Source organism: cf. Phormidesmis sp. LEGE 11477, from assembly GCF_015207105.1.
Lineage (GTDB): Bacteria > Cyanobacteriota > Cyanobacteriia > Phormidesmidales > Phormidesmidaceae > Phormidesmis.
The window spans coordinates 1-23,634 of the sequence record NZ_JADEXO010000081.1; the positions used below are offsets into that span (position 1 = coordinate 1).

General features: G+C 50.2%; 26 protein-coding genes. 10 read left to right on the top strand and 16 right to left on the bottom strand.

Annotation, left to right across the window (positions count from 1 at the left end):
- Nucleotides 1–460: 460 nt before the first annotated feature.
- Together IQ256_RS19665 and IQ256_RS19670 are read right to left on the bottom strand one after the other, a co-directional pair.
- Nucleotides 461–769, bottom strand: a complete 309-nt coding sequence (locus IQ256_RS19665; RefSeq protein ID WP_193857259.1) for a type II toxin-antitoxin system RelE/ParE family toxin — start codon at nucleotides 767–769, stop codon at nucleotides 461–463.
- A complete protein-coding gene (locus tag IQ256_RS19670; RefSeq protein ID WP_193857260.1) occupies nucleotides 770–1,099 on the bottom strand; it encodes a type II toxin-antitoxin system prevent-host-death family antitoxin in 330 nt (109 codons plus the stop codon).
- A gap of 344 nt (nucleotides 1,100–1,443) precedes the next feature.
- Between IQ256_RS19670 and IQ256_RS19675 the strand changes: the two genes are divergently transcribed.
- From IQ256_RS19675 to IQ256_RS19685, 3 genes are all read left to right on the top strand, one after another.
- Complete coding sequence (locus tag IQ256_RS19675; protein WP_193857261.1) at nucleotides 1,444–1,788, top strand: CU044_2847 family protein; 345 nt, start codon at nucleotides 1,444–1,446, stop codon at nucleotides 1,786–1,788.
- A 3-nt stretch (nucleotides 1,789–1,791) separates the two neighbouring features.
- Nucleotides 1,792–2,757, top strand: a complete 966-nt coding sequence (locus tag IQ256_RS19680; RefSeq protein WP_193857262.1) for a pentapeptide repeat-containing protein — start codon at nucleotides 1,792–1,794, stop codon at nucleotides 2,755–2,757.
- Between the two features lie 573 nt (nucleotides 2,758–3,330).
- The gene (locus tag IQ256_RS19685) at nucleotides 3,331–5,865 is read left to right on the top strand and encodes an NACHT domain-containing NTPase (protein ID WP_193857263.1); all 2,535 of its coding nucleotides are present in this window, start codon (nucleotides 3,331–3,333) and stop codon (nucleotides 5,863–5,865) included.
- Between the two features lie 723 nt (nucleotides 5,866–6,588).
- Here the strand turns inward: IQ256_RS19685 and mobF are convergent.
- On the bottom strand, nucleotides 6,589–9,903 hold the full coding sequence (gene mobF, locus IQ256_RS19690; protein ID WP_193857264.1) for a MobF family relaxase: 3,315 nt from the start codon (nucleotides 9,901–9,903) through the stop codon (nucleotides 6,589–6,591).
- A gap of 403 nt (nucleotides 9,904–10,306) precedes the next feature.
- On the opposite strand from mobF, the gene IQ256_RS19695 reads away from it, so the two are divergent.
- The 3 genes from IQ256_RS19695 to IQ256_RS19705 are packed head-to-tail and all read left to right on the top strand — an operon-like array spanning nucleotide 10,307 to nucleotide 12,406.
- Nucleotides 10,307–10,786 (top strand): hypothetical protein, encoded by a 480-nt coding sequence (locus IQ256_RS19695; RefSeq protein WP_193857265.1) that lies wholly within the window; start codon nucleotides 10,307–10,309, stop codon nucleotides 10,784–10,786.
- A gap of 4 nt (nucleotides 10,787–10,790) precedes the next feature.
- Nucleotides 10,791–11,579: a chromosome partitioning protein ParA gene (locus IQ256_RS19700; RefSeq protein ID WP_193857266.1), complete on the top strand. Its 789-nt coding sequence runs from the start codon at nucleotides 10,791–10,793 to the stop codon at nucleotides 11,577–11,579.
- Nucleotides 11,576–12,406, top strand: a complete 831-nt coding sequence (locus tag IQ256_RS19705) for a hypothetical protein (protein WP_193857267.1) — start codon at nucleotides 11,576–11,578, stop codon at nucleotides 12,404–12,406. The genes IQ256_RS19700 and IQ256_RS19705 overlap by 4 nt, the downstream gene beginning before the upstream one ends.
- Here the strand turns inward: IQ256_RS19705 and IQ256_RS19710 are convergent.
- Both IQ256_RS19710 and IQ256_RS19715 read right to left on the bottom strand, forming a co-directional pair.
- Nucleotides 12,375–12,611: a DUF2283 domain-containing protein gene (locus tag IQ256_RS19710; protein ID WP_193857268.1), complete on the bottom strand. Its 237-nt coding sequence runs from the start codon at nucleotides 12,609–12,611 to the stop codon at nucleotides 12,375–12,377. The genes IQ256_RS19705 and IQ256_RS19710 overlap by 32 nt on opposite strands.
- 179 nt (nucleotides 12,612–12,790) lie before the next feature.
- Nucleotides 12,791–13,222: a hypothetical protein gene (locus IQ256_RS19715; protein ID WP_193857269.1), complete on the bottom strand. Its 432-nt coding sequence runs from the start codon at nucleotides 13,220–13,222 to the stop codon at nucleotides 12,791–12,793.
- 378 nt (nucleotides 13,223–13,600) lie between these two features.
- On the opposite strand from IQ256_RS19715, the gene IQ256_RS19720 reads away from it, so the two are divergent.
- A complete protein-coding gene (locus tag IQ256_RS19720) occupies nucleotides 13,601–13,759 on the top strand; it encodes a hypothetical protein (RefSeq protein ID WP_193857270.1) in 159 nt (52 codons plus the stop codon).
- A 287-nt stretch (nucleotides 13,760–14,046) separates the two neighbouring features.
- Nucleotides 14,047–15,138, top strand: coding sequence for a photosystem II q(b) protein (psbA, locus tag IQ256_RS19725; RefSeq protein ID WP_038019432.1), 1,092 nt, complete (start codon nucleotides 14,047–14,049; stop codon nucleotides 15,136–15,138).
- A gap of 99 nt (nucleotides 15,139–15,237) precedes the next feature.
- Here psbA and IQ256_RS19730 read toward each other — a convergent pair whose 3' ends face one another.
- The 11 genes from IQ256_RS19730 to IQ256_RS19780 form a co-directional block, all read right to left on the bottom strand.
- A complete protein-coding gene (locus tag IQ256_RS19730; RefSeq protein WP_193857271.1) occupies nucleotides 15,238–15,582 on the bottom strand; it encodes a hypothetical protein in 345 nt (114 codons plus the stop codon).
- A 129-nt stretch (nucleotides 15,583–15,711) separates the two neighbouring features.
- A complete protein-coding gene (locus IQ256_RS19735) occupies nucleotides 15,712–16,113 on the bottom strand; it encodes a hypothetical protein (RefSeq protein ID WP_193857272.1) in 402 nt (133 codons plus the stop codon).
- A gap of 5 nt (nucleotides 16,114–16,118) precedes the next feature.
- Nucleotides 16,119–16,625, bottom strand: a complete 507-nt coding sequence (locus IQ256_RS19740) for a hypothetical protein (RefSeq protein WP_193857273.1) — start codon at nucleotides 16,623–16,625, stop codon at nucleotides 16,119–16,121.
- A 44-nt stretch (nucleotides 16,626–16,669) separates the two neighbouring features.
- Complete coding sequence (locus IQ256_RS19745; RefSeq protein ID WP_193857274.1) at nucleotides 16,670–16,900, bottom strand: hypothetical protein; 231 nt, start codon at nucleotides 16,898–16,900, stop codon at nucleotides 16,670–16,672.
- Between the two features lie 39 nt (nucleotides 16,901–16,939).
- On the bottom strand, nucleotides 16,940–18,595 hold the full coding sequence (locus IQ256_RS19750; RefSeq protein ID WP_193857275.1) for a hypothetical protein: 1,656 nt from the start codon (nucleotides 18,593–18,595) through the stop codon (nucleotides 16,940–16,942).
- Nucleotides 18,577–18,873: a hypothetical protein gene (locus IQ256_RS19755; RefSeq protein ID WP_193857276.1), complete on the bottom strand. Its 297-nt coding sequence runs from the start codon at nucleotides 18,871–18,873 to the stop codon at nucleotides 18,577–18,579. The genes IQ256_RS19750 and IQ256_RS19755 overlap by 19 nt, the downstream gene beginning before the upstream one ends.
- A 12-nt stretch (nucleotides 18,874–18,885) precedes the next feature.
- Nucleotides 18,886–19,431 carry a hypothetical protein gene (locus IQ256_RS19760; RefSeq protein ID WP_193857277.1) on the bottom strand — a complete coding sequence of 182 codons (546 nt, stop codon included), beginning with the start codon at nucleotides 19,429–19,431 and terminating at the stop codon, nucleotides 18,886–18,888.
- Between the two features lie 24 nt (nucleotides 19,432–19,455).
- The gene (locus IQ256_RS19765; RefSeq protein ID WP_193857278.1) at nucleotides 19,456–20,013 is read right to left on the bottom strand and encodes a hypothetical protein; all 558 of its coding nucleotides are present in this window, start codon (nucleotides 20,011–20,013) and stop codon (nucleotides 19,456–19,458) included.
- Nucleotides 20,003–20,167 carry a hypothetical protein gene (locus tag IQ256_RS19770; protein ID WP_193857279.1) on the bottom strand — a complete coding sequence of 55 codons (165 nt, stop codon included), beginning with the start codon at nucleotides 20,165–20,167 and terminating at the stop codon, nucleotides 20,003–20,005. The genes IQ256_RS19765 and IQ256_RS19770 overlap by 11 nt, the downstream gene beginning before the upstream one ends.
- A 232-nt stretch (nucleotides 20,168–20,399) precedes the next feature.
- Entirely contained in the window at nucleotides 20,400–20,753 is a 354-nt protein-coding gene (locus IQ256_RS19775) for a hypothetical protein (protein ID WP_193857280.1), read from the bottom strand.
- On the bottom strand, nucleotides 20,731–21,054 hold the full coding sequence (locus tag IQ256_RS19780; RefSeq protein ID WP_193857281.1) for a hypothetical protein: 324 nt from the start codon (nucleotides 21,052–21,054) through the stop codon (nucleotides 20,731–20,733). Before IQ256_RS19780 ends, IQ256_RS19775 begins: the two co-directional genes overlap by 23 nt.
- Nucleotides 21,055–21,301: 247 nt before the next feature.
- Here IQ256_RS19780 and IQ256_RS19785 point away from each other — a divergent pair, with 247 nt between their 5' ends.
- Nucleotides 21,302–21,493 carry a hypothetical protein gene (locus tag IQ256_RS19785; protein WP_193857282.1) on the top strand — a complete coding sequence of 64 codons (192 nt, stop codon included), beginning with the start codon at nucleotides 21,302–21,304 and terminating at the stop codon, nucleotides 21,491–21,493.
- A 216-nt stretch (nucleotides 21,494–21,709) separates the two neighbouring features.
- Nucleotides 21,710–23,569 (top strand): hypothetical protein, encoded by a 1,860-nt coding sequence (locus IQ256_RS19790; RefSeq protein WP_193857283.1) that lies wholly within the window; start codon nucleotides 21,710–21,712, stop codon nucleotides 23,567–23,569.
- Nucleotides 23,570–23,634: the final 65 nt, after the last annotated feature.

A 23,634-nucleotide genomic window follows, 5' to 3' on the forward strand; every position in this document is an offset into this window, starting at 1 on the left:
ACCCATGTTTGAATCTTGTTAGGGTGACGATACATGGCTCTGGGCTTTGCTGCAGAGCTTTTTGTCTAATGGGCTTATTCACGCATCCTTAACCAGAGCTTTTTGTCCCGGCTTAAGTTGGTACCCCTGCAAGGGATTAAGGACTGTCTTAAGTTGAGACGATGAACTAAGTGGACTAATTTTTGGATTCTAGTCTCATCTTATGTTGAGCTAATACAATCTTAATTTGATATTTCATATTGAGTCTAACCAGTCTTTATATGAGCTGGTGATATCTTGTTCTACATTTTGTGGTGCTTTGCAGAGAGTTGTTTGACTTGTATACTGCACAGCGAGATCAGCAGGAACCAGAACAAACATTCAGCGTGATCGCTACTACAGCTTCGTAAGGATTTCTAAGAGAAGAGTTTCGATAAGCAACAATCTCTAGTTTGTTACCCGGCGACTGGCGATCGCACCGCTATTCTTCGCTAGGGAACTGTGTTCCTACGTCCATGCGCTTGTGCAGTATCCTTACGACTTCCACAAACTGACCAGACACTCGGTAGAACACTAGATGGCTCTCGTAGCGGTAGCTGCGGTAGCCTGGACGCACCGTAGAGCGGTCTACAGTGCCTAGTCGCTCTGGGTTCTCTGCTAGCTTATTGACCGTAGCCTTCAAGCCCTCGGTATACTCAATAGCTTGGTTTTCGTTCCAGGTGTTGTACGTATAGATATAGATGCCTAGCAGATCGGCATCGGCTTGCTCTGTGAACCGAATGTCGTACATCTAACTAGCCGACTGGCCGCTGACTGCCGATTGCGCTGCTGCAATAATTTCGTCAAAGCTACGAGCGCTAAACTGGCCCTGCTCCGCCTGCTGTGCGCCGACGGCAACCGCATCCTTCAGCGTTTGCAGCTTCAGGGCAGTTACCTCTGCTTCTAGCTCACGGATGCGGGCTTGGTATGCTTCATAGGCTTCAGCGGCTTCTACCACGACGGCGGCTTTGCCATTGACGGTGAGCACCAGCGGCGCTTGCGTTGTCTGAAGCTGCTCTACATACTTCTTGGCGTTGTGGCGGAAGTCAGTGAGTGACTGAATGTTCTGTAACGAGACCATCCTGAGTACCTAATAGTTACCTTATTAGATACTATCCTACTTTCTATAGCGGCAGGTGTCTGCTGAATACGATCTCAGCGAAGCTGGCATCGAAAGTAACTAGTTCAAAGCAGCGTCCAAAACGCCAAAGCCCCGTCAGATATGACCTTTAAGTGTCTTGTAAACCGTGGTTTGAGATATAGATATTCGAGCTATCTCTCTTATTTCTCATATCGTTAAGCTTAGGTTGCTGTACTACATCTACATATTTCCACAGTCCACAGACGACTTCACGGGATTAGACTGATCTCCCGTTCATTCCAGAAGTAGAATGATTGAACGTTATATAAACAAAGCCAAGCTACATGGGCATTAACCGAGGCAGAACGAGTCAATTAATTCGTTTAGAAGATGCTTCTCTTATAGAAGTTACATCTGATGAATACGACTCAAGACCGATCTCATCAGACTTCGCTTCGCAGACACAAGGCAGCCTAAATGATATGGCTCCAATGATTGAAAGGGCCTGTCAGCCTATTTTACAAGCTTTGGCTGATGTTCGATCTAAAGAGAGCAGGATATCAAAAGCAGAGATTGAGATAGGGTTCAATATGGAACCTGAAGGTAATGTTTATATCGCTCAAGTTGCGAGCGAGGCTTCTATCAAAGTCAAATTGACAGTTGAAAGTAGCTCGGTTCAGGGTGCTTAAAAAATGTCAAGAGTGAAAATCGCAGCAACATTCCTTTTAGTATTAGGACTAATATCAGGTTCTCTATTTTTTTATCGCGAAGAATGGCCTTTTAGCAAAATTTTCAAGAGCGGCTTTGTCCAAGAGTTTTACGCTAATGTCAGCGCAGAGCTTGTCAGTATCGGCATAACTGTTCTAATTATAGAAAGTTTCAATGAGAAACAACAGATAAGACAATTAAAAGCACAGCTTATTAGAGAATTAGGGAGTTCAAGTAGTGGCTTCTCACTACGTGCATTACGGGAACTCCGCGCCTCTGGAGCAGTTGTTGACGGAAGTCTGTGCGGAATCTCCTTAGAGAGAGCAGATCTTCAAGGTGCAAATCTTCAATCAGCTAACCTTAAAGAGGTAATTCTGAACAGTGCAGAGTTGTCCTCCGCAAATTTAAGCAAGGCAGATCTAACTGAAGCCCATATGCGTAAAGCCCGCCTTCAGAAAGTTGAGTGTGACCAAACAATCTTCTTATCTGCAATCATGACTGAAGCTAATCTTTCTGGGGCAGTTCTAAAGCAGTGCAACCTCAACAAAGTCATATTGAGTAACGCAACTATGCCCAACGTCAAGTTGAGTGGTTCTAGCTTGCGAGAAGCTGATCTAATCGGAGCCGACTTAACTAGGTCAGATCTTTCGGATTGTGTCTTGACGCTAGCTAAACTTGAAGAATCTACCTTGAGTGGAGTTGACTTAAGCGGCGCAAATTTAGAAGGAGTAACTTTACTAAGAGCTAATTTAGAACATACAAATCTTAAAAAAGCTGATCTGACACGTGCGAACTTAAATTCATCAAATCTCAAGGCTGCAAACCTAGAAGACGGAATTCTGCAAGGAGCTGATTTATCTGGAGCCAGATATAATCAGCTCACAAAATGGCCGCGCAACTTTGATCCGCATGTAGCTGGCGCTATTTTAGAAGAGGACATTCCGTTTTAGAAAAATTTGGGGAGACATGTGCATAATATCCAACAGTCGTATATACGTGACCAACAGTTTCCATAACTAGCCCTCCAGCGGCTTGGCAGATCTTAAGCGATATCGTTAATAGCTTATAAAGCAGAGTAAGGTCAGCAGATTTAGACCGATCTGCCTGACGAAGATATGACCGGTCTCTTTAGAATCAGGTAAGTCAGAGAAACTAAAATAAGTACTCAAAAATTCTGTATGCCTCTTATGTCAGAGGGTTTTAGCCAAGATGTGTTTCACAAAAGATTAACCTGACCTACTTACACGAATACACTATGCAGATTAAAATCACACAATAGAATAGCTAAAGGCATTTTATTAGGGGAAGCAGAGGCTATAACCATACTTAATCCGGTCATAACAAACAAAAGTAAACATCAAAAACTCACAAAGAAAACAACTTCCGAAAGTTCCGAAAGATTCCCTGAAACTACCTCTATCAGTGACTTTGAAAATATGTAAAAAGGTATTACAAACCAGTTTTTTTTAGATATATTGTTTATGGCATCATCTGAGCTGTAAAACTATATTCAATTCTCAACTATGCTGGTAAAAACAGATGAACGCGTATTTTCTGTACTCTTAAAGGAATATTCACGTAAGAATCGGACAGCTGAGTCTATATCTAGTTCGCTAGATGGACAGCTATCACCAAAAGCAATACGCAACTATTTTGCTCGTGGAGTAGGCAAATTAGATAGAGACCAAAAAGATGCACCTACAGTTCGTTCCGCTACTTTGGAGGCTTTATGCATGAGCCTGTTAGGAATGACATATGAGGAGGCTGCGGCTCGTCACAGCATCGATTTATCAGATAAAAGTCAGCTGCAAGAATATAGACGGCTCTTAGAGCATAACTGCGGCAATATCTGCGTACTCGACATGCAGAAGCCCATCCAACTAGAAGAGATATATACAGCGGCGCGTTTTCTTGATAGCCCAAGAAGCCGAGCAGAAAGGGAAACGGCTGAAGTTTTTGCTGAATCGTATAGTGAGAGGATAACGTCTTACAGCAAAAGTGAAGACAGGAGAAAGAATTTTCTAAAAGCAGAAGATGTTATAGCAGAAAATCGACGGTTAATGATACTTGGGCTCCCTGGAGCAGGAAAATCGACATTTCTGAAGCATTTGGCCCTCTACCACTTTGACAATCCACTCCAGGGTGAAATAGTGCTTCCTATATACGTGAAGCTCAGATCGATTTCTTCTCTAAAGTTTGACAACATATTGTCAGCGATGAAAAAGTACTTCGCCAATTACATTCCATCTCTTACAGGAAAGGTCTCACAGCTATTAGAAGATGGGAAACTACTCATTCTTCTAGACGGATTGGATGAAGTTTCAAAGGAAGCCTTTGACTTTGTCTACAAAGGAATTGATGAATTAGTTTGTAGATATCCAGATAACAGGTTCGTCATAACATGCAGAACCAAATCTTTCTCATCGTATAAATTCTCTTCATTCTGTGACGTTGAACTGTCAGGGTTCTCGAAAAGCCAAGTTGAATCTATGGCTATGAAGTGGTTTCAAACTAGAGAGGTCGTCCTCCCAAACGGTTCTCATCTGACTGGGACTAGCTTTCTAGACGACTTATACAAAAATACGTCTATTTCCGAACTAGCTTCCAACCCATTAATTTTGACTTACCTTTTATACAATTATGAGCATAACGTTGGTCTTTTGCCAAAACGAAAGATCGTAGTGTTCAATCAGGTGGTTCGTATTTTTTGCCAGCGATGGGATAACACAAGGCAGATCAAGCGTAGAGACCTACAGGAGGTTGAGTCAATCAACTATTTGGACGAGGAGCTTCTCGTTCAGTTGCTTTCTTACATTGCCTACAAAGGTTTTAGCTCTACACCTTGGAAAGTTGAATGGAGTCGCCTAGAGATAACTGAACTCATAAGCGAGTTCTTGTCTCGCGTTGTAGATGAAAAAATAATGTCGAATGAAGTTCTATTAGCGATTGAAGCCAACAATGGTTTTATTTTTGAGGACGGTAATAATACTTACGTCTTTAGAGCACTAGGTCTACAGGAATTTTTTGCAGCCAGCTATATCGTAGAACAGCGCTCACAATCTTTGCTTCAGACCAGCATAGAAAAACAGCTACTAGAGCCTCACTGGGCAGAAGTATTTCCTCTTATTTCAGATCGATTAACCAATTCTGACGATTTCTTAAGGGCTCTCCACGAGTCAATTCATAACCATCAGAAAGGAAAACCACGTCTCATTAAGTATCTAGAATGGCTAAATGATACGGTTGATAATTTATTAGAGGAATCAGCTTCGTCTTCTTGGGTGGCGCTAACAGCACTTATCGACTTAGATACAGCTCTATATACTCGGCGACTAACCAAATCTGATAATGTCAATAGAAGTCAATTTTTTGAGCTTGTACTAGGTCTTCAGAAATTCAACATTAATAGGAAAAAAGTAACAGAAAACACATCAAAGAACGCTATTGCCCTCTGGCTAGTCATCGTTGACGCGCTTGCCAACGAAGTCATAATAGAGTTGTCAGAAGAAAAATTAGAGAGCCAGAAGTTACTAACGTTAGAAGAGGTACCGCTCTACTTAAAGGAAATTCTAGAAATCTCTGATAAGACTACTCTGAAAGGAGAACTAGCAACAGTGTTGAAAGAAGCTGAGGCTTTAGGAGACCCAGATCTTAGAGACAAAATCGAAACCCTTAGCAAAACACTTCCATCAGACTCTCGAGATTTAAGGCTCTGGAAAAAATGGACAAAGTCATTAGACAACGTGATGCTCGAGGATTTTAACATCGGTCATAGAGTTGATTTCTCACAGGAGGACTATCAGGAGCTAGTTGATCATGTGTATGCGCATAACTTATTACTTCGGTGCATCAATGAGTCAAAGTACACGTCAACAATCCATCTTCGTACTGAGTTAGTAGAAAATTTCCTAAGCCCTCATTCAAAAACATGTGATTATTCAGATTGCAGATACGGCGATAGGAAAGAGAAAGTAAACGGTGTTGTAGAATTGAGCGATGAGAGCGTTATCAAAGAGAATAAACGTCTCCGCCACAGGCATGCGAGCGTCGTGCAGTGAGTCTTTCACTATGTACGGAATTTTACTACTCAGCAACGCTTTCTAGAAGCTGCTTTGGCAGAAGCTACACAGCGATAGGGAAATGAATAGCCCCGCCGCAAGCGGACGGGGTATCACTTTGTTCCACTCGCACACTCTATGGCTCAGTTCCACTCAACAGCACCATATGGACGCTGTTGTTGTCGGACGTAGCAAGATGCCAGGAATTAGACCCGGAGAGATCAAACCTGCAAGACAAAGAACATCCTTCCTCTATCTTTAACAAGGCTCAATTATTGTCTTTTTTGACTGTATCGACAGAATCTATCTGTCAATGCAGCGAACATACAAAGCCATAATAGATTTTATCGAAAGCAGGAGTAGGAGATTGCAGCCATTCTATGCCCCTTATTACATAAAGAGATAAAGTCTAATCCTTTAATGGCTTGAAAAATAGATTATCTCTTACCATCTCCAGGACGTTCTTTTGCAGCCGATTTTATAGAGATCTTATTGTCGGGCATTGACCAATGTGAAGATATAGCCTTCATTCTTCAAGCCTCAAAACTATAGCTGTCATAGATAGGCTAACACCTACATAAAGAAGCAGAGAACTTCTATCGTACTTTTCGGAAGTTACGGAAGTTACGATTACCACACATGGAAAAGCCTACATTACCTAAGGCATAAAGCCTTGAGCGTTTTGGGTAAGATAGACCATGAGCATAACTGTCTTCACAATTCTTATAATAATGGGGGTAGTGGCTCCGCTCTGCCTAGCGCGCCCATACCTCGGTCGCGGCTACGACGCTGCTCCTTCTCAACAACCTTTTGTGCCTTAGTCAGCACTTTGATTGCATACTGAATTCCCGCTTCCTTACTTTGTGTCCGCTTAAGCCGCTGGGCAGTTGGTCCCTGTAGCAAGACGCGGCCCACCTTCCTCACTTCAGCCTCTTTCAGTCGCTTACCGCTACGCCTTGTCAGTAGCTCACTCATCAGATGATGCGCGACTAGGAGATCGCACTCGCGATCGCCCACTCCCACAAACTTCGCCGCACACTGCTGATAAACCTCACGACGGCGACGGCGCTTTCTGCCTTCCTCTACTCGCTGCTGCTGTTCTCTAGCGACTGCTGCAAGCTGTCCGCTAGCCGCTGTAGCTGCTCGCTCTGACTGTCTCTGAGCTGATGCACTGCTGTGACTAAGCTGGCTAGCGCATCTTGTGACGCGGCTTGTGCTTCGATAGAGCGCGACTGCTGCTCTTTGAGGTCTTGGACCTCTGCCTTCATCTGCGCGATCTCTTCGTATAGCGGCGCGGTGGCTGAGCGCAACGCGCGCTCCAACGCAATCGCCAACGTGTTCGGATTGATCTGCACTTCGTAGCGCTCGGGCGGAGTCGGCGGCTTTCTCGGTCTCGGCATCGGGATTCACTAGATTGAACAACGTTAGGTAGTCACTCGGGTTCTCTTTGGCACTAGAACGCTCGGCTTGTTTGAACAGCTTTTGCTTATCGGCGGTGTACAAACTCAGCTTCTGCTTCGCTCTTGATACCGCTACATACAATCCCTCTTTGCTAATCGTGCTATCGATGGCAATGAGCACCTGGTCTGCCGTCTTACCCTGGCTGCTGTAGGTCGTACTCACTAGCGCATAGTCCAGGTACTGCTGACCGATTAGCGCTACGGTTGAGACTTCGCCTTTGGTGTCTTTGAGCGTGGCGTTACCTTGGACGTCTATGGCTTCTACGGTGACCAGCTGACCGTTCCTGACACCTTTGCTCTTGTCGTTGCGCGTCCATCTGAGCTGATCGCCTTGCGATATCGCGATATTTTGCACCGCGTAGGTGGTCTTATCCGCACACTTCGACGGGTCAAAAGTGATGGCGCTGCCGTCTGGTGCTGCGACTGTTACTTGGTTGCGCTCGATGTCTGTGCTGATGACGGTGTACTGCGCGTTCTTCTTCAGTCCATAGCGGCGATAGTCGCGTAGGGGTACAACCACTTCTCCTGCCGCGTAGACGCAGGCATACTTCAACTGTGGTTGAGTTCTATCCAGCGCTCGTAGAGATCGCAGTTGGCAAGTATCTGGTTCTAGATTTCCTTCTGCCTGTAGCGCCGTTCTAAGGTCAGCAGTTAGCGACAGCCGCTCTGCGTTCGTACCGCTCAGTATCAGCGTCTTCTTCCTGGCCCCTGGCGATAGCTGCATGTACTCTTCTACAACCTGGCGATGTCGCTCTTGGCTGTTAGCGATCTCCTTCACCATCTGGGCGCTATCGAGTCGTTCTAGTCCTTCACGCTGCTGGCTTGCGGATAGACACACGACAGCGGCGCGGAGGGCTTCTGTTTTCTGTCGGCGTGACTCTTCTAGATAGGCGGTCTGGATACCTGCGTTCTGGAGTGATTTGAACGGGTTTCCGGCTTCTACTGCTGAGAGCTGACGGATGTCGCCGACCAGGATGACTCTGGCGCATTCTCGCTGTGCTTTTTTAAGTAGCGCGTGTGCATCTTTGGCGCTCAGCAGTCCAGCTTCATCGACTATCCAGATGGGTTGCCGTTGAGTGAGGTTGTTAGTAGTGCCGATGGGATCGCTTTTACCTTGGCTATGGAGCAGTCTAGCGACGGTGTTACTCTCGATGTTTGCTTCTTCGCTCAGCGTGTTCGCGGCCTGGGCGCTGGGGGCATAGCCGGTGACCTCATACCCCTGTTCTTTGGCAAGCTGGGCGACTAGCTTCAGGCTGTAGGTTTTACCCGCTCCGGCGACCCCCTGCCATGCGATGAACTGATCGGTTGTTGTCGCACTCGTTTGGATCGCCTGTTGCTGCCCTTCGGTGAGCGATGTTTCTTGCTGTAGAAGCTGGCTTACTTTCTCGTCATCGGCGATCGCACTTTCTTTACCCTGGCCGCTCTCCATCATCGCTATCGTGTCGAGTTCTCTATCGATAGCAGTCTGGGTCGTATAGCGGTGCTGAGCAGGTAACAATCCAGCCTCTGTCATCGCCGTTTGCAGTTCGCTAAAGGACTGCTCACCCAGGTGGTGTTCTAAGGCGAATCGTTCGGCCTTTTCTCGTTTGAATACGCTCTCTCTTTCGCTGGCATGGTTCACCCCTTCGGCGGCGGCTGTCGGGGCTTTAGTATCGGGTTCATTCTTTGTGGCTTCTGGTGTTGCTGGCAAGGTCACTTCGCCGGATGTGATTGCCCGGTGCCAGCCGTTCAAAAGCACCTCTCTCGGTACGCTCTTTTTTCGTAGCCGGGTCGCAAGTGTGGCCTGCTTCTTTTGAGTGGCGTTTAGCGGCTTGCCGCCGGTCTCTTTGATCGCGGCCTCCCACCGCTCTATGTACTGCTCTATCTGCTGCGTTCTTGTGCTGAATAGATCGAGTAGTGGCTGGTCGTAGCCTTTGCACTCGAATTGACCGCTGCCGTTCGGTTCGATTTCATAGCCGTGTTTGCGTAGCTGATGGGCCAGTTCGTTCTGGTAGATCTCGCCGAGTAGTTTCTGATTATTCAGCACGGCTTCGTTGCTTAGGCTTTGCCACTTGCCGTGCTCCATTTGAGTCGCGTTAATCACGACGCAATGGGTGTGTAGTTGCGGGTCTTGTTCGCGGCTCGTTTCGTGTCGGAAGGTGGCGGCAATCAGGTTGTTCGTGGTGACCTTTTCGCGGATGCCGGGGCCGCGTCTGACTCTCGTCTGTGCGTAGCGGTTTTCGAGGACGGCAAGGGCGGTTTTGACGGCCTCGTCGTGGGCTTGGATCACGCGCTTGTCTTTCTGGATTAGCGCGGCGATACTGACGCTCTTTGGGGCGCTAAAGGTGTAGTCGGTTGCGGCTCGGTGATTGTCTGCTTTGATTACTTTTGAATGCAGCGGTTTTCCTTCTGGCGTTTGGCCGTGTAGCAGCTGTTGGAATACGGCTTTATCGACGGCTCCTTCTAGGTGCAGTTGGGTGGCTCCGTTGCCTTGCCATTGGCTATCACTCTGGAGGTCTGGATCTCCCTGCGTATAGTAGTCGTCGCTTTCGTAGTAGTTTTCCGCTTGTGATGCGCTTACGTTCGCTAAACTCAGCATTTTTATGGTTTGGAGCTTTGGTCTGTTATATCAACTGTGGTTGATATGGTTTCGCCTGCTTTACCATTTTTAATGGGCGTGTTGTCTGAATCTCTTGCGCAGCCCACCCCGTGAATACTGTGTGAATCCTACAAGATGCGAGTGGGGTGGGCGCAGCTTGTGGGGCAGGTTTTGATGATCCTAACTGACTTTTACTGTGGGTGCTCTCTACTTGTATGGGCAAGGTAATTTCTTTAATTGGTCAGCGGATCATTGTGGGGTTATGGCTGACGTTATAGCTATGTATTACTTTTGTGACTCAGCTCACTTTGCTAAGTTTAGTTACAAGTATCTATGTATTACATTCCGCTTTATTGGCTCTCAGTATAAAACCATAGGTATCGATTTCTTTTGATACATGGCTATGGCTGAAACGATCTATTCGCTTGAACAAATTAGCGGCTGGCAATCAGAGCTAATGGACTTTGCTAAGACGCCCAGGACGCGCTTCTCAAAAAAGCAGGCGGTGGTGGCAATGATTGATGAGATTGAAGCGGCGCTAGAGGCGCATCCCTATGAGCAGGTGGCAGAAAAGCTGAAGGCGCTGGGGCTTGATATTGCACCGGGTTCGCTCAAGCAGTATGTCAATGCCTATCGTCGTGAACATGGCACGGGGTCGGTGACGACAGCGGCTAAACGCTCTCGAAAGAAAGCGAAGCAGAAAAAGGCTGAGATGAAGGCAACTGAGGGGGCAGGTCGCTCGGCAGTTTCTGTGTCGGCCAGAAGGGCTAGTCAGGAGGGGGAAGTTTTGGAGACTTCCAATAATAGTGGTGTGGCTAGTCGGGTTCGGAAGGTTCCTGAGAAGGCTCCTGATGGGTTTTTAGAGATGGCTGAGGATTTGTAGATTGATGGCTGAGAAGCAGGTATCGGATAAGCAAGTATTGGATGAGCAGATAGGCGATCAGCAGGGACAGGCCGATCAGCAGCTTCGACTGGTTTGCGTGCTGGGTGATAAGGGGGGCACGGGTAAGACTACTTTCGCTCGCGGCTTCAACGATCTTCTGGTTACTAAGCAGGTTAAGTCGGCTGCTTTTGATGGCGACCGCAAAAACTCACAGCTCCATCGGCACTACAAGAATGCTGGCAGCGGGGTCAGGCGGGTCGATGTCACACAGCGTGATGGCGGTGATGAAATCATCAATGAGATGGCGGCGTTCAAAACGCCGCTTGTTCTAGTTGATCTCCCTGGGGGTCCCGGTAACTTTCTAACGATGTTGGAAGAGGAGATTGGCTTTCTTTCTGCGGTGACTGAACTGGGCTATCAGATGACGGTGGTTTCTGTGCTCAGTCGCACTAAGGATGCGGTTAATCAGCTGAAGGAAACGCTAGACATCACGGAGGGCTATGACGTGAACTATGTCGTGGTGAAGAATCTCTTCTACGGGGCGGCGAATAAGTTCAGGTCTTTTGATAAGTCGAAGACGAAGCAGCGACTGTTGGATAGGGGTGGGGTGATTATCGAGATGCGTGAGCTATATGAGGATGCTTACGACTATGTCGATGAGGACGATCTGACTTTCTTTGAGGCGACGGTGGCGAAGGATAAGTCGCACTATGCCAATGCTCGCAAGGTGAAGCAGTGGCGTAATCATTTTGAGCAGCAGATAGCGTTAACGAATGGGTTACTTGGACTATGAATCAGGAATGGCACTACGAGGAGGGGATGAGCGCGGTTGATTTTCTGCTGGCGAATAATCCTACTGAGTTTCAGCTTCAGCTATTGAATCTTGGGCGGCGGTTCCATTGGGATGAGAATGATCCTGGTTTTGCGGTGCCGCTGGTGGTCTGTCGAATTGATCGGGTGCTAGATGTTTACCCTGAGAAAATTAGACGGGAGATGGAGGAGATTACGCAGCGGCTGGAAGGACGTTGGAAAAGGATGGAGGTGGCGCTTAATGAGGCGGCGGCTAGAGGTACGCAGGCGGGCGAGCGAGCTAATGACTATCTAGCTGAGGCGCAGGCGGTCTTTGAACTGGGAATAGCACGGGCGCAGGATGTGTTGGCGGATGAGCGGCAGGCGATGGCGCTCGCGATGGCGCAGGAACGCGAACATATGCAGAAGCTGTTGACTAGGGAGAGGGAGGAGGCAACGCGGCAGATAATGGCGATAGCGGAGCAGCAGAAACGGCTGTTGGAGGCGCATACAAAAGATTTGACGGAGCAGGCGGTGGTAGCGAATCAGAAGCGAATGGACCAGCAGGTTAAACAGATCGTCAAGGGGGTGCGGATGAAGCACTTCTGGGAGACGATTGCGGTGGCAATGTTGGCGGCGATGTCTATTCTTGTGGTGGGCTGGTCGGCGGGTCTCTTTCTCGGCCGTCAGCCACAGCTAGCTTCTCAGCTAGAGCTGTTAAGTCAGCACGCTGGGATACAGCAGCAGGAGACAGGCTGGCTGTTGGAGAAGGCGAACCGGGCGGAGTGTTTCTATGGCATTAAGTCGCAAAGCGATCCGCAGTGTCAGTAGCGAAGGTTTCAAAGGCAATCCGCACTGGTTCTTCGCTTTGAGATAGAAAGTTGAGCTTCTCAAAACCGATGACTTTGCCATCTTTGTCTTTCATCAGAACAATCTCGTCGCCAGTTTCTTCGGTGTCGACTTCTGCTTCGGGGTTGCCAAACCACACGACGAGTGTGTTGCCGGTCGCATCGTGGAATACGTTCACTTTTGTCATCAGCCAGGTCCTTCTTTAACTGCGTTCGGCGGTAGGCGGTGATTAGGAATCCTGGGAGCAAGCCATCGTTGTTCACACGGCGATTTCCTTTTTGGCAACTTGGGGCATGTCAGCTGTTAGAAGGCTGCTTGCAATGCTGTCGAAGTGCGATCGCCCCCTCGCAAACGAGATCGCATTCCCTAAATCGGTGGCTTCAGCTTGCCTGAGAGCACGTCTAGCGCAACTTCAAGATTGCTTTTGCCTAGAACTGACTCGATAGTCTTGTCTTTCAGGTCTGCTGCGATCGCCAAGATTTCTTTTAACTTCGGTTTCAGCTGCGTCAGCTGCGCAGCCATCTGCTTCGTCTGCTGTCGCTGTGTGGCACTCAGTGATTCTTGCTGCCAGCGTTCCACTTGGGCTTCGTACACCCATAGAAAGTCCTGCTGCTCGCCATACACTTTGAGCACCCGGCCGACGGTGTAGTCGTCTAGAACGTGGGGACGTGCTTGAGCTTCTCGTAGGCTCTCTAGCTGAGTGTCTACTTCTTCTACCTGGGCAGACAGCATGTCTGACAGCATCGGTAGCATGCTCAGCGGTTGCCAGTTCGGGGTAGGGCGATCAGGTTGGGGCATAGCAGCACTAGTCGCGAGGGGCTTGGTGACCGGCGGTGGGGTATCGCTAGGTCAGTACGCTGAAGCGTACCAGAGACCCAATGACGTAACCCGAATTTTCAGAAACTCTACAGCTATCGCCGGGGCGATTGGGACGACTTTGCTAATGCTGATATTGCGCGTTCCGGCTGTACCCGCTGCGGCCTAGATACCTGTTGCTGGCATTTATGAGAGCACCCTCAGCTTTTATTCAGGCTCTCTTCTCATACTCATAAACCAAGCTTCAGCCGCTCTTTAGCATCCGCTCAGACAGCCCTGCCATTCTAGAAGCATCAAAGCAATCGGCACTCAAACCGACTGCCAATCAGACATCACCTTCACGCTTAGGAGACTTCAATCATGAAACGCATTGCTCTTTCCGCTCTCGTTCTACTACTGAGTGCAGCTGCCTTCGCACCAGCTGCCCAAGCACAGGCTTCGACGCCGCAAGAACTGGGTGAAGGCACTAGCTTTATTGAGTTGGTGCGCTATAACCGCGACGCACGCAACAAAAGCTAATTAACGAGACGCAGAAGATAGTCCCGCTCATTCCAATCAATCTAGCTGCCGAGGTCTTTTCAGATCTCGGCAGTCGCTGCTTTCGTGACTGCTTTCAACGATCTCGGTAGAACGAATCGCTCAAAACGTAGCTACACTAGGCAATTCAAACAATCTCCTGCTTTGTAAACCCGTTTGTAATATTTCGTTACATATGCTATAGTGTGTGTATACCGACAGACAAAAGCAGTTATTTTTTCGCTTTCGTCCGTCATATACATATTCACTTCACCCCCCGCAATCATTTAATGGTTTCTACAACTACTACTCTTCAAAGAAGCGAGAATGCTTCTCTGTGGGAGCAGTTCTGTCAGTGGGTTACAAGCACCGAGAACCGCCTCTACGTAGGTTGGTTCGGCGTCTTGATGATCCCGACACTGCTCGCCGCGACTGCATGTTTTGTTATCGCGTTCATCGCAGCCCCTCCCGTCGACATCGACGGCATCCGTGAGCCCGTTGCAGGTTCACTGATGTACGGCAACAACATCATCTCTGGTGCGGTTGTTCCTTCTTCTAACGCAATTGGTCTTCACTTCTACCCCATCTGGGAAGCCGCTTCACTCGATGAGTGGCTTTACAATGGCGGTCCTTACCAGCTGGTAATCTTCCACTTCCTCATCGGCGTTTTCTGCTACATGGGTCGTGAGTGGGAGCTATCCTACCGTCTTGGTATGCGCCCTTGGATCTGTGTTGCTTACTCTGCTCCTGTAGCAGCAGCAACTGCAGTCTTCTTGATCTATCCGCTCGGTCAGGGTTCATTCTCTGATGGTATGCCTTTGGGTATCTCTGGTACATTCAACTTCATGTTGGTGTTCCAGGCAGAGCACAACATCTTGATGCACCCCTTCCACATGTTGGGTGTAGCCGGTGTATTCGGTGGTTCACTCTTCTCAGCCATGCACGGTTCCTTGGTAACTTCTTCCTTGGTGCGTGAGACAACTGAGACTGAAAGTCAGAACTACGGTTACAAGTTTGGTCAAGAAGAAGAGACATACAACATCGTTGCAGCGCACGGCTACTTCGGTCGTCTAATCTTCCAATACGCATCGTTCAACAACAGCCGTAGCCTCCACTTCTTGTTGGGTGCATGGCCTGTAGTCGGCATCTGGTTCACCGCATTGGGCATCAGCACGATGGCGTTCAACCTGAACGGTTTCAACTTCAACCAGTCCATCATCGACTCACAGGGTCGTGTGATTGGTAGCTGGGCAGACGTATTGAACCGTGCGAACTTGGGTATGGAAGTAATGCACGAGCGCAACGCTCACAACTTCCCGCTTGACCTCGCTGCTGGCGAAGCTGCTCCTGTAGCACTCACAGCACCTTCTATCAACGCATAGTTTGAACGATTATTCCTTGATAATTGACAGCTGAATAAACTGAAAAGCCCTCTGTACGATGTACGGAGGGCTTTTTGCTGCTGATTCGGATGTAGAGAACTACAAGAGAGGGACGCGGCCAGTTGAGAATAGCTTGTAGCCGATTGCCATGACCATGAAGGCCAGGAAGAACTCCCATAGGCTGGTCGGGTTGAGGATGGCACGGCTGCTCATGAAGACCGCTAAGATACCGATTGCGGTCGAGACCCAGCCAATTTCTTTGAACTCATCGGGTAGGAATACTAGCGACAGTATGCCGATGGCGAGAAAGAGAATTGAAGCATCAGCGGCAATGCCTCGCCACCAGTAGGGATAGACGTTGGTAGTGAACAAGATGTTGTTGCCAAGCAGGTAGATGCTGAACATCAGCAGGCAAAAGCCGATCAGCTTAACGAAAGCACGCATGGGAGATAGAGAGGGTGAGAGGTCGCTTACGTTTAGAGCACCCACATCTATCGACTGAAGGAACAGCCCATGTAGCAGCAGTGCTACGCCGATTCTCTATCTCGGCTCTAAGAGACCGGGGAAACGGCACTACATATTGGACTGGAAGTAGGCGTAAACGGCGTCATATAGCTCTTCTGAACAGGCTTCTACCCACGAAGAGATCGCCTGGTCGCCAAACTCAATCGGGTGGTGATCGCCAACATCAAGAAACTCTAAGGCTAATGCATGGTTACCCATTGCCATTTGCGCATCGGTCGGCAGCGCGGCAATTACGTTGAGGTGGCGCTCTTCTCCTGCGACTACGGCATCTATCCTCAGCGCAGTGGCGGCGCTGGTTAGACTGGCTTTCGCAGCTTGATACGCTTCTGCTTCAGTCGCTCTTGGATGCTCGGCTAGGTACTTCTCGATACGCGAGCCGACGACAACTTCAAAGCCCTGATTCACACTCTCGGGAAAGCCGATTTGTTTGATGGCGTTGGGTTTGGGCATTTGTTTCACTCTTCTTCCGAATATAGGTCGTCTGCCGTCTCAACAGGATCGGCGGCAATCTCACGCGCGATCGCCTCCTTGAACTTTTCAGCAAACCACTCGCCTAGTTCGGCCATCTTCGCTTCTGGGTCAGTGACGGTTGGGTCTGCTTTCAAACTTAGCCAGCAGGTTTCTAGTTCATCTTGGAGGTTGCAAACCGCGCCACCACCTCGTTTTAGCAGCATCTCTAGCTGATGTTCGGCGCGGCGGATAGCGTTGGGATAGTCTCTCATTTCCTTTAGGTCCTGACGGATGAGTTCAGTTAGTTCCTCGTGCTCTATTAGAGACTGTAGATAGGCTTCATAGAGGGCTTGGTCGCTCAGCGGTTCTCTTTCACCGAGGGCGGTCGCATAGATGGGTGAGTCATCGACGTACATCAGCTGGTCGTTGCCTAGTTGCTCATAGCGAATACGCCTATCCCCGAAGTCAGGGACTTGATGATCGGCCTGTATGCGGCGCAGGGCTTCGTCCATTCTCTTTGCTCTCCACGGCATCGCAGTCGAATAGCGAGGCGTTCCTAGTTGCGCTCCGGCAGTCCTTGCTTACCAAGTATCTCTAGCCGATTAGCGGCGTACTCAAAGTTAGTTCTGATGGTACGACCACACTGGGGTGACTGGCTAGCGAAGGCATAGCCATAGAACTTTAGCCATGCAGCCACGGCTTCGCACTGCTCTCGGGTAAGCATCTGCATCATCTCTATCTCCGCGTCGGCTAGCGGTGAGTTGTCGTAGAAGTTGGAAGCTGTCATGGGCTACATTCTCTTTTTGACAATCTATTGCTCTCTATCCTACAGACCGCCCAAGTACTTGAAGTCGCGTTGATCGCTCGCTAACCATTCGATTGCGCCTGTCTGGGCTAGGTAGTCGAACAGCTTAGCGAGATCGGCCTGAGTGACGCCTTGTTCTCTGAGCAGGCGGCTGTTCTCGCGAATGCGTTTGACTGAGCTGATCGTGCCTGCTTGCAGGCTAGAGAGACGCTTTTGGACTTCGCTAATCTGTTCAGCGGTGAGGCCAAACTGTTTGACTTCTCTAGCTGGTTCTGGCGCTTCAACCGACAGTAGGCGTTCTAGGTCGGCGCGTACATCCGGCTGATTCGGGGTGGGTGCCGGTGACGCTGAGGGTTCTTTGTCAGCAAACGAGCGGGTATCTCTATCGAAGCCCGACAGGTTCGGTAGCTGTGGCATCGGTTGCCAGCAGTCGTTCACGTAGTCGTAGACGGCGCGGCCACAGGGGGAGAGATCGCACATATTCATCACTGCTTTCTTACCACCCTCTTCCGGCAGCGGTACAAACTGGGTAGCGAGCAGCGCGTTCGCGGCCCTACGGTCGTGGTTGCTAACGATGGCGATGGGTTTGAACAGTGAGCGAATGCCTGCGGTCACGCCTAGATCTTTGGCGTTACTTACCTGGCCGATCTCCCAAATGTAGTTGTCTAGGCTATCGCCCATTGAACTAAGGCCGATCTTGTACTGAATGTAGTCTTCAAAGCTATCTTTCTCGGTGGTTTGCCACACCTTGTAGAGGTAGGTGACTTCATCGAATACCAGCAGCTTTGGTCCTTCTATCGCTTTGAAGTCTTCTAGACAGCCGTTGATCCAGGCAACGATACTGACCGGGCTTGCGCCTAGTCCTTCGATGGAGCGAATGTCATCGGCGACACCCTGCCAGTAGCCTGCTTCTTTGGCATCGCCTTTGCCTTCCATCACGAAGATGTGCAGCTGCGGGTGGTGCGCTCTGGCTAGGCGCAGCAGGTTGGAGACGAACATGCCTTTGCCAGCGCCGGGGACACCGACGACGGTCATGCTAATTAGGCGCTGGGCGATCTGCTCCATCGTGGTAGTGAAGTTAGTAGAGGGTGTGATCACCCCTTCAATAGTTGTGGTTGAGATCGCATCCTGATCGCCTGTTTGTTCTTCCGATCCGTTCTGTTGCCCTGTTTGAACAGATGAGACCGCAGCATCGAAAGCGGCGCGATCAGCTTGGGGTTCTGGCTTCGTCTCAGCGTCAGCAGGTGAGATCGCTTGTTGTAATTCAGGCGGCAGTGACTTGTCTAGTTCGTAGCCGTGGCGGAGCAGGTTAGTTTCAGCAACTTTGTTCTTTGCTTCGGTATCCGCGAACAAACGCAGCTGGCGATCGCGTTCTTTCTGTTGCTTGGCTTCGTCGATGTCATCTTGCAACTCATCCAGCTCATGCGCGGATACGGCTACCAGCCCCGCTCCAATCAGCGTTGTCGTCAGCGTCCACTTCACTGGCGCTTCTTTGGCGATAGGAACAAAGGCTAGGGCAAAGCCAGTCACCAGGCCGCTGTAGCAGGTAGCGGCTCTAGTGGGAAAGACGCGGGCGATGGCGCTGCCTGCCTGACCAAACAAAAAGCGTAGTATTGCCCGGTTGCGTTCGCTGTTCAGATCCGCATCGAATAGCCTGACTAAAGGATTTGCAGACACGTCCACACGCCTCCTACGACAAAGAACAAAACGATGCCAGTGCTTTCGATAGCATCCACACCTAAGACGTTGAAGTTCAGAACTCCGGCCCACCGTGCGCCTTTGAGTACACCTTTAATGCAGATCAGTAGGAAGGCAAAGTACAGCAGGGCGATCGCACCCAGCGCTACTACCGCTATCCAGGTCTGCGGCCAGATCACCGCTAGCTGCACCAGGGCGCTACCAGCAAAGCCCGCTAGCGAGTAGTAGCCAAACTTAGAAACTATTCGGTGACTCATAGTGGTTACCTCTTAACTAACCAGCTTGATTGGGTTCTCTTTCGCACTGCTGAGTGACAGCGCCCCTTCATGAGTGCCGCCGGTTGCCAGGTTAGTGACGCGGCGCAGTCCTTCCTGTAGCTGACGGCGGTAGGCAGCAAAGCCGACATTCTCTTTCTCGATGCCTGCGGCTAGACCGATACCGGCTTTAGCGCGGACAACTTTGAGCTTGTGCTGCAATTCTTGGAACTGGGCGAAGGCTTCTTCGCGGGCGATCTCGTTCTTTGCTGCGAGGTCAATTAGCTTCTTCATGCGTTTGACGAGTTCGGTATCAACTTTGAGCAAGGCGATCGCACTGTCGGCGGCTCGTATCCCCTGTGAGCGCTTCTCTGCTTCGGCGGTCATCTGGTCTACGAACTGATCCGCACTCTGTTCGTCAAAGCCAAGCCAGTCAGTCGGTAGTTTGACGCCGGGAGGTAGCTGTAGATTTTCTAGGTTACTGGGGTTGAAGCTGTCGTCAGTTAATCTGCTTTTGGTCTGTAGCTGAGTCTCTAGTCGCTTGGCAAGTAAGAAAGCCATAGGAATAACCGGGAATGAAGGACGTTAGGGATGCAGGCGATGTTCAATTTGGTTCAGGCGCTGGTGGAAGCTGAAGGCTTTATCGACATCGAAGGCGAAGGCAGCTCCGGCACAGAGGAAGATGCCGAATAGCAGAACGTGGGTCAGCGTGATGCGACTCTGCTTTAGCCGTTCGATACTCTGCTGCTGCTGGCCGTCGCTGTTGCGCAGGAAAGCGAGGGCGTTGCCATGTGCTTCGAGCTGGCTTTCGAGGTTTTGTAGGCTGTCGCTGAGGGTGCCGAGCTGTTGACTGTGTAAGTTATCAGCGGCTGATAGCTGTTCGACCTGACTGACGGTGCCTTTAAGCGCTTCTCGTAGTTTGTCTAGGCGGTGGTCTGTGTGTTCGACGCTATCGGTCAGGGCGGCGACGCTGGTAGACAGATGAGTGACTTTAACTCTGACTTTGGCTTGCTCCTCTGCTAGCTCTGACAGGTCAGCCAGTTTGCTGAGGCTGACTTCTCTAGTCGAGTCCTTAGTGTCTATCACCTGGGAAGTAGTGCCGTTGCCAAACAGCTCTTGGTTCAGGTCTCGCTTAGCGCTCATCGAACCAACCCCCCAGAGTTTGACTGACGGCGGCGCTGCGGTCTTTGGCATCGAGTAGCGGGTCTAGCCAGCGGGCGGCTCGCCAGCCGGTATAGGTGCCGCTGCCGAACAGCAGCAGACTTAACGAGGACAGTAGTAGAAGGCGGAGGATCATGATGGTTTCTCCCAGTTGGCTGTTCGAGGACAGCCGCGAACATTGCGGTAGATGCTTTATGTGACGAGGGGTTCAGCCGAGGACATCGATATCGGCTGAGGACATGCCGAGGGCGTCCGCGAACAGGCCGAGGACAGCCCGAGGACGGTGGCGATCAGGTTGAAGGTGAGCAGGATGCAGCCGAGGGCAAGTAGCGCGGTGACGGCTTTTTGCCAGATAGTTGGCGTTATCGTCACTCGGACGCTGGGCAGTTCTCGGGCAGTGCCGTACTCGTCGAACCAGGTAGCGATAGCAGGCTGATTGGCTTCGGCTTCGAGGCCGATAGCTGTTGGCGCAGCTGTGAGAAAGGGCTAGTCGCTTTCGCTGCCCCCTCGTTGTAACCCTGAAGGAAGGCGCTAAACGCCTGCTGGTTCACATACTCGGCGGTCTGCTGGCCGATAGCGTAGGCATCAGCTGATACGTCACTGGCTAGCTGTTGAGTGACGGCGACGACTTCAGATTGGACGCTGCTGGCGGTGTCTAAGGCTTCAGGCTTTGGGCTTTGAGCGGTAGCTGGTGCAGCCTTACGCGGGTCTGTCTTGGGCATAGTCTCCATACTCCTGATTGAGAAACTGGTCGGTAGTGCGGCCTGCGGCAAGTGCTTCTAGATAGCGGCCTAGCAGTCGTAGGTCATCCATCGTGTAGAAGCCTGCGGCGTTCGGTTTGATGCCGATGCGTTTGCGCCAGGTGCGTAGGGTGCCAGATAAAACCGGCCCCCCTCGCACCATCGACACGAATTCGCGCAGTTGAAACGGGGTGACCGGGGCGTTCTCTGAGTTGCCCAACACCTCAACGGCTGTGGCCTGCGACGCCTCTGAAACGCATACGAAGCGCATAGAAACTGACACGACTGAACGCCTCCTCACGAGCTAAAACTGACGATTTCTCTGAACCGTTTCTGACACAAGTTGCGCTGGTCGTGAAACGGACGATCCGTTCTATGAAACGCACTGCTTTGAAACGAAATGTTGCGAAACGCGATCGCATATCAGCATGGTAGCATCTTAAAAGACGCTTTGAGCAAACTTTTTAGATGCGAATAAGCATTTAGTTGCTTTAAAGCCTCTTTGTCGTAGACTTGAGGCAGTTTAAAAGATGCTGAAAATGCCCAAGCGGATCACCATAACTCTGCCAAACCCTGTCTATGACAGGTTGGTGAGTCTGTCTGAGCTTAGAGATAAGCCTCCGGCAACCCTCTCAGCCGAGGCGGTAGAGGAAATGATCAAAGCAGCTATAGAAGCAGGGTTAATTTCAGATCTCACTGTTCAAGCGTCACAGGAGGTCTAACTCAAACTCTTTTTTGAAAAACATCATAGAAAATAAGCACTAAAAAGACGGCCAAAACCAAAAGGTTAAGACCGTCATTTAGGACTTATTCGGTAAATCCTGTAGCCTTCCCAATCTAATAACTGTTCTTCTTGGCCGGAGTCTCAGTTATTGATTTTCTCAACGAAGTGCTAGCAGGAATCAGAGGCGTGTGTGCATAAGCCATGCGTTGATTTCATGGTACCCGATTTCTTGCATTTGCGTAAGCGGCAGTCGGATCTTGCTGCTTCGCAGTCTTCAGCCCCCTCTAATAGCAGGGGGTTCGACAGTCTAAAAAGCTCTCAACAATTTGATAAGCATTCCTTCTTATCGACCCTTAGTCAGATAGAACACGGCTTCTTTGCACTCTGGACTACCTGTCCGAGCTGGTCACCTGTCCTCAAAAAGCCAAGCGGCTGGATTACTATCGTCAATCCTTCTGGCAAAAAGGTGCCCCTCGTCCTTGGCTCTATCGAGTCGCACTATCGTCGTGACTACATCATCGGTAAGCGCTTCGGTAAGCTCACTAACTACCTGATGATCGATGTCGATAGGAACAGTCCTTTCCATCCCTGTAATGGCGGCATCAAACCTATCCTCGATGCGATGGAGGCGCTCGGCCTCTGTCGCTATCTAGTAGTTCGCTCTAGCAGCTCAGGCGGCATCCATATCTACTTCCCCCTAGCTGAGCCCGTCAGCGCCTGGGGGCTCGCTTGTGCGGCTCATGCGGCGCTCACTGCTGCTGGGGTCAGAGTCGCTGGGGGTGTCTGTGAGCTGTTCCCTAATAAGAAGGCGTTTCGCGCTGAGCACAACGGGCATCGTCTGCCACTTCAGCAGGGCTCTTTCTTACTTGATGACGACTTTCGCTGTATCGGCAACGATAAGGCGGCGTTCTTAGTCCAGTGGCAGCACTGTGCAGCTAGACAGGATGAGATGCTACTGGCCGCTGCGCTGATGCAGAGGCCGCGTTCGATGCCGCTGCGCGTTTCGGTGCGTTCTTTGCCCCCGATTGCCTGGACAGGACCAGGGCAGTCCAACGAGGTAATGAAGGAGCTGGTCAACTTCGGCGATCGCTATCTGAACTTGAAGACCATTCCTACCCTCGGCGGTTGGATAGTCGAGGTCGCACCGCAGCTACAAGGCTTCGAGCAGTTTGCTAGTAAGGAGTCAAAGAATGACCTAACTCGTAAGAACTGGGCCTATCGCTGGGCAAAGAGTCACTTCAAGAGTGCGCGGCAGCATCGAGCAAAATCTAGCTATGACCATAACGCGACTGTCGCGGCTGAGGCGTTGGAGCGGTTGAAGATTGCTTTGAACAAGTTAGTCGTCGTTGGTCGATTCGGGGTGAAGAAGCTGTGGCTAGCGCTCTCTACAATATCGAAGGAGTTGTTTGGGGTTGGCTTTAGCTGGGGGTTGTTTCAGAAGCATCGGAAGTTGATTATGGCGAAGGTTAGAAGTATCTGCGAGGTAGGTCTCTCTAGAAGTAGTGAAGAGGATAAAAATTCTTCTTCTGAGAAGCTGGCTGTACCTTCAGATTCTGGAGCTGGCGGGGAGCCTAAAAAGCTTCTACCAGAGTTATTAACAGCTAGGTGGGTGACCTCTACGTCTGATACGGATTTGAGTGCGTCACGCACCCCCTCTGAGCAGGAAGACAAGTCCGGAGCTAAGCAGGTAGAAGCGGTAGAAGCAGCCCCTGAGGAAGCAACTGAGCTAGCGATGGGGGCGGTTGTCAGTGTCCAGCACTCTGGAAGTGACGTAGAAGGTGTGCAGACGCGGGTGACGGGCAAGGTAACGGCTTTAGATGGCAAGCTGCTCTATCGGCTGGAGCACTGCGTCGAGGGTCAGCCGTTGATGCTGCCGGGGGATTGCTTGGTGACGATCTCAGATAAGCAGTCTGAGCAGAAGGGTGAGGGTGTTATTCAGGCGACGGCGGCGCAGCTACTGAAGGTACTGGGTAAGGCTTGTCCGTTCTTTGGTCCAGGGCTATGGACGGTCAAACGTGAAGAGGTGTCGCCGCTGGCGTGGCGGCAGCTTGCTCAGCTTGTAGGGGAGATGTAGCGATGAATGGCTGAGTGTGCGATCGCACACTGCTTTGACTTTTATTTCCAATGAGGCAACTAACA